The sequence below is a fragment of the Burkholderia sp. PvR073 genome (assembly GCF_054055695.1).
In genome coordinates this window covers 503,010-518,160 of the sequence record NZ_JBSRXO010000003.1, presented here as the reverse complement: position 1 = coordinate 518,160, position 15,151 = coordinate 503,010, and the positions used below count along the sequence as shown (strand labels likewise).

Annotated in this window: 13 protein-coding genes and 1 tRNA gene; 7 read left to right on the top strand and 7 right to left on the bottom strand. The window is 66.5% G+C overall.

The window, feature by feature from the left end; translation table 11 throughout:
• Nucleotides 1-146: 146 nt before the first annotated feature.
• Nucleotides 147-1,385, top strand: coding sequence for a phosphonoacetate hydrolase (gene phnA / locus ACVK00_RS14120; protein WP_284899637.1), 1,239 nt, complete (start codon nucleotides 147-149; stop codon nucleotides 1,383-1,385).
• A 28-nt stretch (nucleotides 1,386-1,413) separates the two neighbouring features.
• The gene (phnY, locus tag ACVK00_RS14115; RefSeq protein WP_284899639.1) at nucleotides 1,414-2,868 is read left to right on the top strand and encodes a phosphonoacetaldehyde dehydrogenase; all 1,455 of its coding nucleotides are present in this window, start codon (nucleotides 1,414-1,416) and stop codon (nucleotides 2,866-2,868) included.
• 33 nt (nucleotides 2,869-2,901) lie between these two features.
• Here the strand turns inward: phnY and ACVK00_RS14110 are convergent, their stop codons facing one another.
• The gene (locus ACVK00_RS14110) at nucleotides 2,902-3,705 is read right to left on the bottom strand and encodes an alpha/beta fold hydrolase (protein WP_284899641.1); all 804 of its coding nucleotides are present in this window, start codon (nucleotides 3,703-3,705) and stop codon (nucleotides 2,902-2,904) included.
• 81 nt (nucleotides 3,706-3,786) lie between these two features.
• Between ACVK00_RS14110 and ACVK00_RS14105 the strand changes: the two genes are divergently transcribed.
• Nucleotides 3,787-4,401: a CGNR zinc finger domain-containing protein gene (locus ACVK00_RS14105; RefSeq protein ID WP_284899642.1), complete on the top strand. Its 615-nt coding sequence runs from the start codon at nucleotides 3,787-3,789 to the stop codon at nucleotides 4,399-4,401.
• 39 nt (nucleotides 4,402-4,440) lie between these two features.
• Here the strand turns inward: ACVK00_RS14105 and ACVK00_RS14100 are convergent, their stop codons facing one another.
• On the bottom strand, nucleotides 4,441-5,490 hold the full coding sequence (locus ACVK00_RS14100; RefSeq protein ID WP_284899644.1) for a DUF3592 domain-containing protein: 1,050 nt from the start codon (nucleotides 5,488-5,490) through the stop codon (nucleotides 4,441-4,443).
• Nucleotides 5,491-5,676: 186 nt separating this feature from the next.
• A tRNA-Lys gene (locus ACVK00_RS14095) sits at nucleotides 5,677-5,752 on the bottom strand.
• A gap of 191 nt (nucleotides 5,753-5,943) precedes the next feature.
• Here ACVK00_RS14095 and ACVK00_RS14090 point away from each other — a divergent pair.
• On the top strand, nucleotides 5,944-6,348 hold the full coding sequence (locus tag ACVK00_RS14090) for a PaaI family thioesterase (protein WP_040142566.1): 405 nt from the start codon (nucleotides 5,944-5,946) through the stop codon (nucleotides 6,346-6,348).
• A gap of 8 nt (nucleotides 6,349-6,356) precedes the next feature.
• Nucleotides 6,357-7,223 (top strand): patatin-like phospholipase family protein, encoded by an 867-nt coding sequence (locus ACVK00_RS14085; RefSeq protein WP_175704167.1) that lies wholly within the window; start codon nucleotides 6,357-6,359, stop codon nucleotides 7,221-7,223.
• A 49-nt stretch (nucleotides 7,224-7,272) separates the two neighbouring features.
• Here ACVK00_RS14085 and ACVK00_RS14080 read toward each other — a convergent pair whose 3' ends face one another.
• Complete coding sequence (locus ACVK00_RS14080) at nucleotides 7,273-8,286, bottom strand: D-2-hydroxyacid dehydrogenase family protein (protein ID WP_006750081.1); 1,014 nt, start codon at nucleotides 8,284-8,286, stop codon at nucleotides 7,273-7,275.
• A gap of 426 nt (nucleotides 8,287-8,712) precedes the next feature.
• Between ACVK00_RS14080 and ACVK00_RS14075 the strand changes: the two genes are divergently transcribed.
• Entirely contained in the window at nucleotides 8,713-9,762 is a 1,050-nt protein-coding gene (locus ACVK00_RS14075; RefSeq protein WP_166724473.1) for a LysR family transcriptional regulator, read from the top strand.
• Between the two features lie 140 nt (nucleotides 9,763-9,902).
• Here the strand turns inward: ACVK00_RS14075 and ACVK00_RS14070 are convergent, their stop codons facing one another.
• From ACVK00_RS14070 to dprA, 3 genes are all read right to left on the bottom strand, one after another.
• A complete protein-coding gene (locus tag ACVK00_RS14070; RefSeq protein ID WP_284899649.1) occupies nucleotides 9,903-12,500 on the bottom strand; it encodes a DNA topoisomerase III in 2,598 nt (865 codons plus the stop codon).
• A 191-nt stretch (nucleotides 12,501-12,691) separates the two neighbouring features.
• On the bottom strand, nucleotides 12,692-13,072 hold the full coding sequence (locus tag ACVK00_RS14065) for a thioredoxin family protein (RefSeq protein ID WP_166724475.1): 381 nt from the start codon (nucleotides 13,070-13,072) through the stop codon (nucleotides 12,692-12,694).
• Nucleotides 13,073-13,108: 36 nt separating this feature from the next.
• Complete coding sequence (gene dprA / locus ACVK00_RS14060) at nucleotides 13,109-14,431, bottom strand: DNA-processing protein DprA (protein ID WP_284899651.1); 1,323 nt, start codon at nucleotides 14,429-14,431, stop codon at nucleotides 13,109-13,111.
• A 186-nt stretch (nucleotides 14,432-14,617) separates the two neighbouring features.
• Here dprA and def point away from each other — a divergent pair, with 186 nt between their 5' ends.
• Nucleotides 14,618-15,121, top strand: coding sequence for a peptide deformylase (gene def / locus ACVK00_RS14055; protein WP_228906234.1), 504 nt, complete (start codon nucleotides 14,618-14,620; stop codon nucleotides 15,119-15,121).
• The last annotated feature ends 30 nt before the right edge of the window (nucleotides 15,122-15,151 follow it).

Below are 15,151 nucleotides of genomic sequence, written 5' to 3'. Positions count from 1 at the left end.
GTGCTGACACATTCTGCTTTCTGTTCTCTGCCTATTGTTGACAATCTACAAATCATCAATTTTAATGTCAAGCATGGAACACCCCCATCGGCGCGGCGCGGGCGCCGACGACTCAACCCCTCTTCGAACCGAAAGGAATGAACGTCATGAGTGAAACGCCTGTATCCGTGGAAGTGAACGGCCGTCGCTACAACTGGATGAGCCGCCCCGTGGTGGTGGTCTGCGTCGACGGCTGCGCGTATGAATATCTCGAGATGGCGGCCGAGGCTGGCGTCGCGCCGTTCCTGCGCACGCTGCTGAAGCCGGGCACGGCGCTCAAGGGCGAGTGCGTGGTGCCGAGCTTCACGAACCCGAACAACCTGTCGATCGTTACCGGCGTGCCGCCGGCGATCCACGGGATAAGCGGCAACTACTTCTACGATCGCGACACCGGCGCCGAGGTGCTGATGAACGATCCGAAGTACCTCGTCGCGCCCACCGTGCTCGCTACCTTCGCCGAGCGGGGCGCGCGCGTCGCGGTCGTCACCGCGAAGGACAAGCTGCGCCGCCTGCTCGGCAAGGGACTCAAGGGCATCTGCTTCTCGTCGGAGAAGGCCGACGAGGCGAGCCTCTCGGAAAACGGCATCGACAATGTGCTCGAGCTGGTCGGCAAGCCGGTGCCGAGCGTGTACAGCGCCGACCTGTCGGAATTCGTGTTCGCAGCCGGCGTGCGTTTGCTCGAGACGCGGCCGGTCGACCTGATGTACCTGTCGACGACCGACTACGTGCAGCACAAGTGCGCGCCCGGCACCGACGGCGCGAACGCGTTCTACCAGATGATGGACACGTATCTGAAGCGGCTCGACGAGCTCGGCGCGATCGTCGCGATCACGGCCGACCACGGGATGAACGCGAAGCACGACGGCGAAACTGGCGAGCCGAACGTGATCTACCTGCAGGAGCTGTTCGACGCGTGGCTCGGCCACGACGCGGCGCGCGTGATCCTGCCGATCACCGATCCGTACGTCGTGCATCACGGCGCGCTCGGCTCGTTCGCGACCGTCTACGTGCCGGATTCCGCCCAGGTCGACGCGCTGCGCGCGCGGCTTGCCGCGGTGGACGGCATCGAGGTCGTGCTGACGGGCGCCGAAGGCTGCGCGCGCTTCGAGCTGCCGCCCGACCGGATGGGCGACCTGATCGTGATCTCGAAGCAGGACGTCGTGCTCGGCACGCGCCGCATCAAGCACGACCTGTCGGGGCTCGACGTGCCGCTGCGCTCGCACGGCGGGATCTCCGAGCAGATCGTGCCGCTGATCTTCAGCAAGCCGGTCGCGACCGCCGTCACGGGCCGCGCGCGGCTGCGCAACTTCGACATCATCGACATTGCGCTCAACCATCTGCAGTGACGCGGACGCATCCGCCAGGGAGATACTCATGAACGCCATTGCAGCATCGACGGAGGTCCGCGCGCTTCATCGCGAAGCACTGCGAATCGATGGTGAAAGAATCCATCGCGACGCGGTGATCGAGGTGCGCAACCCATACGACGGCGCGCTCGTCGGCACCGTGCCGAAGGCGACGCTCGACGACGTGCGGCGCGCGTTTGCGGTCGCGCGTGCGTACCGGCCGTCGCTCACGCGCCACGAGCGCGCGGCGATCCTGCGCCGCGCGGCCGACATCGTGCGGGCGCGCACCGCCGAGATCGCGGCGCTGATCACGGCCGAGGCCGGGTTGTGTCTCAAGGATTCGACGTATGAAGCCGGGCGCGTCGCCGACGTGCTCACGTTCGGCGCGGGCGAAGTGCTGAAGGACGACGGGCAGATCTTCTCGTGCGATCTGACGCCGCACGGCAAGAAGCGCCGCGTGTACACGCAGCGCGAGCCGCTGCTCGGCGTGATTTCCGCGATCACGCCGTTCAACCATCCGATGAACCAGGTCGCGCACAAGGTCGTGCCGTCGGTCGCGACCAACAACCGGATCGTCGTGAAGCCGTCGGAGAAGGTGCCGCTGTCGTGCTACCTGTTCGCGGACATCCTGTATGAAGCCGGCCTGCCGCCGCAGATGCTGCAGGTGCTGACCGGCGACCCGAAGGAAATCGCGGACGAGTTGATCACGAACCCGGCGATCGATCTGATCACGTTCACGGGTGGCGTGTCGATCGGCAAGTCGATCGCGTCGCGGATGGGCTACCGGCGCGCGGTGCTCGAGCTGGGCGGCAACGATCCGATCATCGTGATGGAGGATGCCGATCTCGACGAGGCGAGCACGCTCGCCGTGTCGGGTTCGTACAAGAACTCGGGGCAGCGCTGCACCGCGATCAAGCGGATGCTCGTGCACGAGGCGGTGGCCGATCGCTTCACCGAGCTGGTCGTCGAGAAAACCCGTGCGTGGGCGTACGGGAACCCGGCCGATCCGTCGGTCGACATGGGCACGGTGATCGACGAAGCGGCCGCGAAGGTCTGCGAGCAGCAGGTGAACGACGCGATTGCGCGCGGGGCGCGGCTGCTGGTCGGCAACGTGCGCGACGGTGCGCTGTACTCGCCGACCGTCATCGATCGCGTGACGCCCGACATGCCGCTCGTGAAGTACGAAACGTTCGGCCCCGTGTCGCCGATCATGCGCTTTCGCGACATCGACGAGGCGATCCGGATGTCGAACAGCACCGACTATGCGTTGTCGTCGTCGGTCTGCACGAACCGCTTCGACAGCATCACGCGCTTCATCACGGAGCTCGAGGTCGGCAGCGTGAACGTGCGCGAAGTGCCGGGCTACCGGCTCGAACTGACGCCGTTCGGCGGCATGAAGGATTCGGGCCTCGGCTACAAGGAGGGCGTGCAGGAAGCGATGAAGAGCTTCACGAATACGAAGACCTATTCGCTGCCCTGGTAAGCAGCACTGCACGTTCTACCCGCGCGGGTGCGCCTACCGGTCGAGCACGGCGGCGACGATCGCCTCCGGCGCATCTTCCTGGACCAGGTGACCCGCACGCGGCACCCTGATCAGCTTGCCGTTCGCGATGCGATCGGCAAGCGCCTGCCCCTGTTCGAGCGGAATCCAACCGTCGTCCTCGCCCCATACGATGCGCACCGGAAAGTCCGGTGGCGCGTAGCGGGCCTCGGCTTCCTCGATGTAACGCTGGCGCATCTGTGCGATTTGCCGATAGAACGCGGCCTGGCCGGCGGCCGTGAGCCATGGCGCGCGGTAGATCGACAGCACGTCGTCGCTCAACGGCTGCGCGACCGCATTGCCGATATAGGCCGACACGAGCGCGTGATGCGCATAGGCCGGCAACCCGGTGAACGCGGCCTCGTGCTGCGCGACATGCCGCACGAACGGCGAGCCCTGCGGCGCGATCGCGACCGGGTTCACGAGCGTCAGGTCCGAATACGCGATGCCGTCGAGGAAATGCGCGCGCAGCACCGTCGCGCCGCCGTAGTCGTGCGCAAGCACGCGCGGGCGCGAAATATTCCATTCGTCGAGCAGCGCGCCGAACAGCACGTTCTGCCGGCCGAGCGATACGTCCGCGTCAGGCATGTCCGACTGACCGTAGCCAAGCAGGTCGTAGAAGAACACGCGATGGCGCCGCGCGAGCCACGGCGCGATCCGGCGCCACACCTGCGATGAAAACGGCGTGCCGTGCACGAGCACGAGCGGCGGCCCTTCGCCGAGCGAGCCCCAGGCGATCCGGTGACCTTCGAAAATGAAGCGATTGGCGAGATCGAGCATCGGTACCTCCGTGCTAACCTATATTGGTTGTTAACAGGTTACGCCGGTTCGTCCGGACATGAAACCGATAGGTGCAAATAAATGGTTACTCGATACGAGCCTGCGCGGCAGGCGCACGCATGGAGCGCCGCTGATTTCGTCGGCGGCCATCCGGCGCTCGACTTTCTGAACACGGTGGCCGACACGGGCAAGACGCGCGACGAGGACAAACTCGTCGACTGGCCGGCCGTCCGCGCGTGGGCCGGGAAGTCCGGGTTGCTGGCGGCGGCCGACCTGACGCGGTTCCTGCGTCATCCCCGGCAGGACGGCGCCGACGAACTGGCTGCGCTGCACGGCTTTCGCGAGGATGCGTATGCGGCGCTCGCGCACCTGACGGCCGGCGACGGCGGCAGCGCCGGCGTGCGAGCGGCGGACCGGCTCGCCGTGGCGATTCGCGAGGCGATCGGGCGCGGCACATTCGACGCCGTCGATGGCCGTTTCGCGTGGCGCCCCGATGCGCGCGCCGCGTCGCGCTGGATCGACGCGGCCGCGCTCGGGTTCGAGCATCTGCTGCGCGGTGACGATTTCGCGCGTGTGCGGCAGTGCGGCCGCTGTACGTGGTTCTTCGTCGATCGCGGCCGCGGCGTCGGGCGACGCTGGTGCGACATGCGTACGTGCGGGAACCGCGCGAAGGTGGAGGCGTTCAGGGAGCGGTGAGGCGGGGGCCGCGGTGTCGCCGGCCCGGTCCGTCGTTGGTCATTCAGCGATTTCGTGCGGCCGATGCTCGGGCCACAGGGTCCCGGCAACGAACAACCCCGCTGCCAGGAATGGCGCGCCGATCACGAACAGGATCGCCGTGAGCGCCCACCGATCCCAGAACCGGTCGACGACCGCGCGCTCGGGCGTGACGGGGTCGTACAGCACGTTGACGATCTCGCCTTCGTACAGCCCGGGTTGCGATGACGCCGAGCTTTGCGCGAACGTGACCTGGCGGCCGCTGTCGGTCGTGAACGCGACGCTCACCGAATAGAGCGATGTGCGGGCGGGGGGCGAGTGGGCCGTTTCGGCGATCTCGACGACATGGCCGGTCGAGCGCGCGTAATGGCGGTCGATCTGCCACTGGCGCAGCCCGACAGCGCCGGCGCCGGCCAGGAAACCGGTGCCGATCGCAATCGGAATCAGCACGATCGCGATGTTCCAGCGGCGCCGGATCGTCTTGCGGGCGGCCGGAGCGGAAAGCGCGTCGGCTTGCCGGTTGCGGCGCTCGTTCACGTACAGCAGGCTGCCGATCGCAAGCGACGCGACCGCGAGCAGGGTGGGCACCGCGACGGGAAACCAGCGTTGCGCGAAATCGTCGATCAGCGCGGGGCGGTTCGGATGGTCCGGGTCGACCAGGACGTCGACGCTTTCGCCGATGTCGTAAGCCGGGACCATCGATGCGGTATTGCCGGCGACTTCGCGGCGCCGGCCGTCGTTCGCGAGATAGGCGACGATCGGGCGGTATGCGCGCATCGCGTCGCTGTCCTGCACGATGCGCACGACCGTGCCCGGCGCGCGGACCAGATGGCCGGTCGCGCCGCCCGCGGTGACGGCGAGCGCGGCCGCGGCCACGAGCAGCGCAATGCCGAGCGCGAACGCGACGAGTGCGTCCTTACGCAGCATGACCGGCTTCGCTTCGTGCGTCGTGTGATGCATCCGGATGCGATCGGGTGGAGGGTGCGACTCGACGTGCGCACCGATATCGGCGTGACCATGGCCTCTGAATGGTCGCGTCTCGCTCACATGATTCCATGTTCGACGTCCCATGCTCTCTCAGTGCCGGCGGCGATACGGCGATCACCGTCCGGTCGTGTGATATTTGTCGGACGATTCTAGCGGGAAAGCGCGGGAGCGGGGCATGTATGTATGCGCATGCCGTGATGCGGGAGAGCCGGGCGGCGCCGGAAATGGAAAAAGCCCGGTTAGCTTTCGCTAACCGGGCTTCGGAATTCCTGGTGGGGCGTGAGTGACTCGAACACTCGACCTACGGATTAAGAGTCCGCTGCTCTACCAACTGAGCTAACGCCCCCAACAGAAGAAAGATTATGCACGGGTATTTCGGTCTTTGCAACACCTTTCTGCGAATTTCCTGAAAATATTGCGTCTCCCCGACCGCGGCTGTCGGCGCGGTGGCGAGCCATCGCAGTTGGCGCGCTCCCGGTATGATGACGTCCACACCTGTTGCGCGGCGGTCGCGCAACGTTTTCTGGACATTCGAAGATGGACGAAAACGCAGTCCGCGAATTGCTGGATCGCCTGCTGGCCCCGTGGGTCCGCTCGCTCGGTCTGGTCCCCGTATCGATCGGCGACGACAGCGTGACGATGCGCCTGCCGTTTTCCGGTGAATTCCGTCATTCGGGCGGCATCATCTGCGGCCAGGTGTTCACGGCCGCCGCCGACACCGCGATGGTGGTCGCGATCTCGGTCGCGCTCGGCGAATTCCGGCCGATGACGACCGTATCGCTGAACACGAACTTCATGCGTCCGGTGCGCAAGGGCGACGTGCTCGTCACCGCGCGCGTGCTGCGGATGGGCCGCAACCTGGTATTCGGCGAAGTCGAACTCTTCGACGAGGACGGCAAGATGGCCGTTCACGCGACGTCGACCTACGCGCTCGTCAGCTGAGCGGCACGATGTTCGACCAGATCGTCTTCGCGGGAGGCGGCAATCGCTGCTGGTGGCAGGCCGGCTTCTGGGATGTCGCGCAGCCGGCGCTCGGCTTGCGCCCGCGCGTGATCGCCGGCATCTCGGCCGGCGCGGCGACCGCCTGCATGCTGTATACGCGCGACGCCGCGTGGGTGATGCGCTATTACGAGGAAGCGCTGCGCCACAACCGCAAGAACGCGTACTGGGGCAACCTGTTCGGGCGCGAGCCCGTGTTTCCGCATTACCGGATCTACCGCCAGGCGCTGCTCGACATCTACGGCGAGCCGTTCGCGCAACTCGCCGACGCGCCGGAGATCCGCATCGGCGTGTCGCACGTGCCGCGCTGGCTCGGCGCGCGCAGCGCGGTCGCCGCGGGCCTCGTCGCGTACAACATCGAAAAGTACGTGCGCAAGACGCTGCACCCGACGCTCGGGCGCACGCTCGGCTTCCGGCCCGAGTTCGTGCGCGCGCAGGCCTGCACGAGCGTCGACGAACTCGCCGACCTGATCCTGCAGTCGTCGTGCACGCCGCCGTTCACGCCGGTGCTGCGTCGCGGCGGCCGGCCGGTGCTCGACGGCGGAATGGTCGACAACGTGCCGGTCGGCGCGCTCGACCCCTCGCCGGGCGACGTGCTGGTGCTCGTCACGCGGCTGTATCCGCGCCCGCAGATGTTCACGGTCGCGCACGGCGAGCAGCGGCGGCTCTATGTACAACCGTCGAGCAAGGTGCCGATTTCGAGCTGGGATTACACGAGTCCGTCGCAGATGCGGCATGCGTACGACCTCGGGCGGCGCGACGGCGAGCATTTCCTCACGCGCGTCGACGCGATGACAGGCGGCCGCGTGGCCGCCTGAAGGCGGGGAAGGAGAAACGGGGCCGCGCGGCGAGCGCGGCCCGCGCCGGTCAGCGCACGCGGCGCGGCGTCAGCGCTTCCGGGTTGACCACGCTCGACATGTCGCCCTGATCGAACGCGAGGATGTTCCGGAACGCCGCGCTGAAATAGAGTTCGTAGCTTTCGCGTTCGACGTAGCCGATGTGCGGCGTGCAGATCACGTTTTCCATCCGCAGCAGGCTGTAGCCCTGCAGGATCGGCTCGCTTTCGAACACGTCGATCGCGACCATCCCCGGACGGTTGTGCGACAGCGCGTTCACGAGCGCGTTTTCCTCGAGCAGCTCCGCGCGGCTCGTGTTGACGAGCAGCGACGTCGGCTTCATCCGCATCAGGTCTTCCTGCTTGACGATCCCGCGCGTGTCGTCGTGCATGCGCAAGTGCAACGACAGCACGTCGCTCTGCTCGAACAGCGCTTCGCGACTCTCGGCGGCCGTGTAGCCGTCGGCGCGCGCGGCCTCCAGTGAGTGCTCGCGGCCCCAGATCAGCACGTTCATCCCGAACGCCTTGCCATAGCCGGCGACCAGCCGGCCGATCTTGCCGTAGCCCCAGATGCCGAGCGTCTGGCCGCGCAGCACCTGGCCCAGGCCGAAGTTTGGCGGCATGGCCGACGTCTTCAGGCCCGACTGCTGCCACGCACCCTGCTTCAGGTTCGCGACGTATTGCGGAATGCGGCGCTGGGCGGCCATCACGAGTGCCCAGGTCAGTTCGGCCGGCGCGACCGGCGAACCCGTGCCCTCGAGCACCGCGATGCCGCGGTCGGTACACGCTTCGAGGTCGATGTGGCTCGAGATCCGGCCGGTCTGGCTGATCATGCGCAGGTTCGGCAGCTTGGCGAGCAGTTGCGACGAAATCGGCGTGCGCTCGCGAATTAGCACGAGCGCCTCGACTTCCGCGAGACGGCTCGCGAGCTGCCCCAGGCCGCGCACCGTGTTGTTGAAGACCTTCACGTCGTGCTCGGCGAGCATCTCGAAGCAGTTCAGCTTGCGGACGGCGTCCTGGTAGTCGTCGAGGATGGCAATTTTCATGATCAGCGGGAGTCGCGCGTTGGAAGCGGCGGCGGTGGCGGCGGCGCACGTCGCGCACCCGTCCGCCCGGCCGGGGCCGACATGATGCTACGTCGGTGTCCGTCGTGGTGTCTTTTTAACAGGTTGTTACGCTCCGCCGCAATCGCGGCGGCCTGACCCGGCGCCGCTTTCGCGCGGGAGGCGGGGTGCGCTGTTGTGTCGCATCAAATACGTCCTTTCTGATTCGAACGTTTACGCGACGAGGTTCACCCAATTGTTGCTTCGATCAGAATAATTGGATCATCCGTTCGCGATGAGTGAGGATTTTTGACTATTTTTATCGTCAACCCGGGCCTTGTTGAGCAACTCTGCATCATTTCCGTTGTCGTAGGAGAATTACGCATAGGCTTCAACTTTTTGAAGTTGTAACAGCGGCAGGAGTCGTTTATGGATCATTTGCAGTCGATGCGCGTGTTCGTCAAGGTTGCAGATCTCGGCAGTTTTGCGCGGGCCGCGAGTGCAATGGATATCTCCAACGCAGTCGCGACGCGTCACGTCGCCGATCTGGAGGGCCGGCTTGGCACGCGGTTGCTGAACCGCACCACGCGCAGCCTTTCGCTGACGGAGTCGGGCCAGGTCTATCTGGAGCGGGCGCGCCAGATTCTCGATGAGCTCGAGGATGTCGAACAGATGGTCGTCGCGCGCAATCACGAGCCGGTCGGCACGTTGCGCATCGTCGCGCCGGTCGTGTTCGGCCTGCATAACCTCGCCCCCGTCCTGCAGTCGTACACGGAGAATTTCCCGAAAGTGGTGCCGGATCTGACGCTGGTCGACCGCCAGGTCGATCTCGTCGAGGAAGGTTTCGACGTCGGCATCGTCGTCACGCGCCAGATGCGCAGCGCGAGCATCGTCACGCGGCGGCTGACCACGGGCTGCATGACCGTGTGCGCGACGCCGAGCTACCTGGAAAAGCATGGCGTGCCGACTCATCCGGAACAACTCGCCGAGCACCCGGCGCTGAGCCTGCCGACCGAATACTGGGGCGACGAGCGTGTGTTCACGGGCCCCGATGGCGAGGTGCGCGTGCGCCCGACCAACGTGATCGTCGCGAACAACACCGCGATGCTGCGCCAGTTCGCGTTGCTCGGGATGGGCGTCGCGATCCTGCCGAGCTACCTGATCGGCGGCGACATCGCGCGCGGCGCGCTGGTGCGGTTGCTGCCGGATTTCCGGCTGCCGCAGGTCGAGATCAACATTGCCTACCCGAGCCGGCGCCATCTGCCCGCGAAGGTGCGTACGTTCATCGACCACCTCGTCGAATATTTCAGCCACGCGACCGACGCGGTGATTGGCGAACAGTGGGCCGCCCAGAGTGCGATGCCTGCGCCGATCGGCGTCGAGATGCGTGCCGAGCAGCCCGAATCGACCGACCCGAACCTGCAGCCGCGCCTCGCGCGCTCGGCGCGCCCGCGCGTCGCGGTGCCGTCGCCGCTGTAACGGCGCGGCGGCCGCGCACTGACGCGGCCGGCGCCAAAAGAAAAAACGCGGATCGAGCGATCGATCCGCGTTTTTTTATCGCCGTTTGACCGGCTGACCGGCGTGCAATGCGCCGGGGGAGCCCCCCGGCGGCTGGGTCCTTACGAGCCCGTCTTGCGCGCCGTCGTCTTGCGGGCGGTGGTCTTGCGGGCCGGTGCCGGTTTCTCGTCGGCGCCTTCCGTCACGGTTTCGGCATCCTTCGTCGCCGATTTTGCCGTCTTCTTCGCGGCAGCAGCCTTTGGCTCCTTCTTTTCGAACTCGAAACCGATCTTGCCGTCCGGCTGCTTCACGAGGAACGCCTTGAAGTTGCGGCCCGTGCGCGACGACTTGAAGTTCGGCATCAGATCCGTGCGGCCGTCGGCGAGGAGCTTGGCCATCTGCTCGCGTGTGATTTCCTGCTGCAGGATCACCTTGCCCGAACGGAAGTCGCAGGTCTTCGGATTCGCGACCGAGTGCTCGCACACATAGCTCATCCCGTGCTCGAACACGCGGCCGTTGCATTTCGGGCACGCGCCGACCGGTTCCTGCTCGGAGAAGTCGGGTGCCTCGCCTTCTTCGCCGCCCTGGTCCTGGCCGAAGTCGAACTCGAGCTTGTAGTTCTTCGTTTCGTCGTCGAACGAGAGCTTCAGGATCGCCGAGAACGGACGGCCCATCTTGCTGCGGAAACCGGACAGCGGACCGATGGTCTTCTGCTGCAGCAATTCCTCGACTTCCGCGATCTCGAACTGCCGGCTGCCCGGAATCTTCGAGATCGAGAACTCGCACTTCGTGCACGCGAAGCGGCGGTAGTTTTCCTTCACCTGGCCGCCGCAGTTCGGGCACGGCGTCTCGAGCGTCGCGTAATCGCCGGGGATCGTGTCGGAATCGTATTCCTTCGCGCGCTTGACGATCTGCTGCGTCATGCGGGCGATTTCCTGCATGAACGCGTCGCGCCCGAGGTTGCCGCGCTCCATCTGCGACAGCTTGTATTCCCATTCGCCGGTGAGTTCGGGCGCGGTCAGTTCCTTCACGCCGAGCCCGCGCAGCAGCGTCATCAGCTGGAATGCCTTCGCGGTCGGGATCAACTCGCGGCCTTCACGGACGAGATACTTTTCGCCCAGCAGGCCTTCGATGATCGCCGCGCGCGTTGCCGGCGTGCCGAGGCCCTTCGCAGCCATCGCCTCGCGCAGCTCGTCGTCCTCGACGAGCTTGCCCGCGCCTTCCATCGCGGACAGCAGCGTCGCTTCGGAGTAGCGTGCGGGCGGCTTGGTCACGAGCGCCACCGCGGCAATCTCGTCAGTCTTCACCTTCTCGTTCTTCTGCACCGGCACGAGGTTCGCGTCCGCGCCTTCGGCGTCGCGGCCATACACCTGCAGCCAGCCCGGCTCGACGAGCACCTTGCCTTCGGTCTTGAAGTGATGGCCGGCGACTTCGGTGATCCGCGTCGTGACACGGAATTCGGCCGCCGGGAAGAACACCGCGAGGAAGCGCTTCACGACCATGTCGTACAGCTTCTGCTCCGGCTCGGACAGCGACTTCGGCGCCTGCAGCGTCGGGATGATGGCGAAGTGGTCGGTGATCTTCGAGTTGTCGAAGATCCGCTTGTTCGGCTTCACCCAGCCCTGGTCGAGCACCCGCTTCGCATGCGGCAGGTAGTTGTGGCTCTCCTTGAGCATCTCGAGCGTGGACTGCACCGTCGAAATGTAGTCTTCCGGGAGCGCGCGCGCGTCGGTACGCGGGTACGTCAGCACCTTGTGCTTTTCATACAGCGCCTGCGCGAGACCGAGCGTGTTCTTCGCGGAGAAGCCGAAGCGGCTGTTCGCCTCGCGCTGCAGGCTCGTCAGGTCGAACAGCAGCGGCGACAGCTGGGTCGACGGCTTCGATTCCTCGGACACCGTGCCGATCTGGTCGCGGCATGCGGCGACGATGGTTTCGGCGGCCGGCAGGCTCCACAGGCGGGAGTCGCGCCGTTCCGGATCGAACTCGTCCCGCTTGAATTTCGGGTCGTACCATTTGCCTTCATAGAAGCCGCCCGCGCAGGCGAACGCGGCCTTCACTTCCCAGTAGTCGCGCGGGACGAAGCGGCGGATTTTCTCTTCACGTTCGACGACGATCGACAGCGTTGGCGTCTGAACGCGGCCGACGGTCGTCAGGAAGAAGCCGCCACCCTTGCTGTTGAATGCGGTCATCGCGCGCGTGCCGTTGATCCCGACGAGCCAGTCGGCTTCCGAGCGGCAGCGTGCGGCGTCGGCGAGCGGCTGCATGTCGGTGTCGCTGCGCAGGTGCGCGAAACCGTCGCGAATCGCCTGCGGCGTCATCGACTGCAGCCACAGGCGCTGGACCGGCTGCTTCGCCTTCGCATGCTGCACGATCAGGCGGAAAATCAGTTCGCCCTCGCGCCCCGCGTCACATGCGTTGATCAGGCGGTCGACGTCCTTGCGCTTCATCAGCTTGGTAAGGACCTTCAGGCGCGATTCGCTTTTTGCGATCGGGTTGAGGTCGAAATGCGGGGGGATGACGGGCAGATGAGCGAAGCTCCATTTGCCGCGCTTGACCTCGTACTCTTCCGGGGCGGCGATTTCCAGCAGGTGGCCGACCGCGGACGAAAGGACGAATTCGTCGCTTTCGAAGTATTCGTCATGCTTGGTAAAGCCGCCCAAAGCGCGCGCGATGTCGTTCGCGACAGAAGGCTTTTCCGCAATGATCAGAGCTTTGGACATGACAGGTGTGTGTTGGTAGACCGGGTTCGCCGGCGTGGGTCCCTTTTACGACGGCTTTATAGCACACGCCGCGGCGACGGCGGCGCGGCGTGTAAAAAGCGGCTCATCATAGAGGGGGGGCGCAATGGCGGCAAGCGCCCGGCCCGACGGCACGCGCAACGTCGCGAGAAGCCGCCCGGCCGGTGCGCGATTTACGCCTCGACGTTCAGGATAGTGCGCAATTTCGGTGCGTGCGGCGCGCCGGGTACCGCGCTCAGGTCGGACAGCATCCGTTCGACGATCGCAGCGTGCGGCAGCACCGTGCCGAAGAAGCGCGCCGTGTTCGCATCCTCGATCAGGATCGTCGGGAAATTCTCGACGTCGAGATCGTCGAGCCGATCGGCATGGGTTTCGATGTCGATCCACGCGAAGCAGGCGTCGGGATGGGCGTCGGCGAGCTGGTCGAAGGCCGTCCGGTAGTCGCGGCAGGTGCCGCACCACTCGGCGCACAGGCAGGCGACCAGCAGCGTGTCGGGATCGGCGAGGCGCTCGGCGATCCGATCGGCATCGGTGTCGAGATTCAGCGCGGGCATGGAATTCCTTGGGTAACGTCGGCGGCACGGCCGCCCCTATCCGGGGGAATGTAGCATGCCGCACGGGGGCGGGGTGGGCGCCGCGTCAAGCCGCGCGAAGCGTCCGCCGGCCACGCTCGCGACGCGGCCGGCCAGTTCGAGCGCGAGTAGCGCGCGGTGCAGCACGTCGTCGGACAGGCCGCTGTGCTCGGCGAGCCACTCGTAGGTAACGGGGCCGTATCCCAATGCGGCCAGCACCGATCGTTCGGCCGGGGTATCGGGTGGCGCGCCGCCGATTGCGGCGGATGCGGCGGCCGGAACGGCGGAGCCGGCCTTCGCGGCAGGCTCGCCCGCGCGTTGCCCCACCGTGCCCGCTGCTTCGACGTTATCAGGGCTCGATCGCGAATGCGCCGAGACGTGGATGGCGTGAGCCGCCGGTTCGCCCAGCCCGTATTCCTCCAGCACGTCGAGCGGCGCAGCGGTGAGCTTCGCGCCGTCGCGGATCAGCGCGTGGCAGCCCTGTGCGAGCGGCGCGTGGATCGAGCCCGGCATCGCGAACACGTCGCGGCCCAGCTCGTTCGCGAGCCGCGCGGTGATCAGCGAGCCGGAGCGCGGCGCGGCTTCGACAACGAGCGCGCCGAGGGCGAGTGCGGCGATCAGCCGGTTGCGCTGCGGGAAATGCGACGCCCGCGCGGGCGTGCCGAGCGGCCATTCGGACAGGATCGCGCCGCGTGCGGCGATCTCGTGCGCGAGCGTGCGGTGCCGCGCCGGATAGACGAGATCGGCGCCCGTCGCGATTACCGCGATCGTGCTGGCGCGGCCGTCGAGCCCGCCGCGATGCGCGGCGCCGTCGATGCCGAGCGCGAGGCCAGAGACGATCGCGAGCCCCGCATCGGACAGCGCATGCGCGAAGCGCGTTGCGTCGGCGAGCCCTTGCGGCGTCGCGTGGCGGCTGCCGACGACGGCCAGCCCGCGTGCGTGCAGCAGGTCGAGCCGGCCCTTTACATATAGCAGCGGCGGCGGATCGTGCAGGTCGCGCAGCCGAGGCGGATAGACGGGATCGTTGAGCGTGACGATCGCGTTGCCCGGTGCATCGAGCCACGCGAGCGCGGCGTCGGTGCGCGCGTCGAGATCGTGCCGCTCGCTGGCGCGCACCGCCCGCGCGGCGGCCGCGCTGCTTGCCGCGCTGATGGCCTGGTCGGACGCGCACAACAGCGCCGCCGGCGAGCCGAATGCATCGAGCAGCGCGTGCAGCACGGCAGGCGCGAGGCCCGGTGCATGCGCGAGCTGCAGCCACGCGCGCAGCGCGGAAGGGGTCAGCGCTTGCGGCGACATGAGGTTCCCCTCGAATGCGACGGCCAGCGGACAGCGTGGCGCCATGATAAAATTTTCATCATCCGAAATACTCGACAGGGCCGCGCGCCACCGGCGTCCGGCCATTTGCAGGAGGCATGACCTGCGGCGTTGATATGCCGCGCGTCCGCCTCATCTTCATTGCATCCCGGCAGTGGCGCCAGCCGGCCGGATGGCCGATGCGGCCCGCCGCTCCACCGAATACCGAACACCATGGCATTGCTGAACATTCTTCATTACCCCGACAAGCGGCTGCACAAGGTCGCCAAGCCCGTCGACAAGGTCGACGACCGGATTCGCAAGCTCATCGCCGACATGGCCGAGACCATGTACGCAGCGCCGGGCATCGGCCTCGCGGCGACGCAGGTCGACGTGCACGAGCGCGTGATCGTGATCGACATCTCCGAGGAGAAGAACGAGCTGCGCGCGTTCATCAATCCCGAGATCATCTGGTCGAGCGACGAGAAGCAGGTCTACGAGGAGGGCTGCCTGTCGGTGCCCGGGATCTACGACGAAGTCGAGCGCCCGGACCACGTGCGCGTGCGGGCGCTCAACGAGCAGGGCGAGACCTTCGAGCTCGACTGCGAGGGCCTGCTGGCCGTGTGCGTGCAGCACGAGATGGATCACCTGATGGGGCGCGTGTTCGTCGAGTACCTGTCGCCGCTGAAGCAGACGCGCATCAAGACGAAGATGAAGAAACTCGAACGCGCGATGTGACGCGCGTTCGCCCAGCCCGCTCCCGAACGC

Bases quoted from the DNA above. Each gene is read 5' to 3' on its own strand.
- phnA (WP_284899637.1), top strand. From the start codon at position 147: ATGAGTGAAACGCCTGTATCCGTGGAAGTGAACGGCCGTCGCTACAAC.
- phnY (WP_284899639.1), top strand. From the start codon at position 1,414: ATGAACGCCATTGCAGCATCGACGGAGGTCCGCGCGCTTCATCGCGAA.
- ACVK00_RS14110 (WP_284899641.1), bottom strand. From the start codon at position 3,705: ATGCTCGATCTCGCCAATCGCTTCATTTTCGAAGGTCACCGGATCGCC.
- ACVK00_RS14105 (WP_284899642.1), top strand. From the start codon at position 3,787: ATGGTTACTCGATACGAGCCTGCGCGGCAGGCGCACGCATGGAGCGCC.
- ACVK00_RS14100 (WP_284899644.1), bottom strand. From the start codon at position 5,490: ATGGGACGTCGAACATGGAATCATGTGAGCGAGACGCGACCATTCAGA.
- ACVK00_RS14090 (WP_040142566.1), top strand. From the start codon at position 5,944: ATGGACGAAAACGCAGTCCGCGAATTGCTGGATCGCCTGCTGGCCCCG.
- ACVK00_RS14085 (WP_175704167.1), top strand. From the start codon at position 6,357: ATGTTCGACCAGATCGTCTTCGCGGGAGGCGGCAATCGCTGCTGGTGG.
- ACVK00_RS14080 (WP_006750081.1), bottom strand. From the start codon at position 8,286: ATGAAAATTGCCATCCTCGACGACTACCAGGACGCCGTCCGCAAGCTG.
- ACVK00_RS14075 (WP_166724473.1), top strand. From the start codon at position 8,713: ATGGATCATTTGCAGTCGATGCGCGTGTTCGTCAAGGTTGCAGATCTC.
- ACVK00_RS14070 (WP_284899649.1), bottom strand. From the start codon at position 12,500: ATGTCCAAAGCTCTGATCATTGCGGAAAAGCCTTCTGTCGCGAACGAC.
- ACVK00_RS14065 (WP_166724475.1), bottom strand. From the start codon at position 13,072: ATGCCCGCGCTGAATCTCGACACCGATGCCGATCGGATCGCCGAGCGC.
- dprA (WP_284899651.1), bottom strand. From the start codon at position 14,431: ATGGCGCCACGCTGTCCGCTGGCCGTCGCATTCGAGGGGAACCTCATG.
- def (WP_228906234.1), top strand. From the start codon at position 14,618: ATGGCATTGCTGAACATTCTTCATTACCCCGACAAGCGGCTGCACAAG.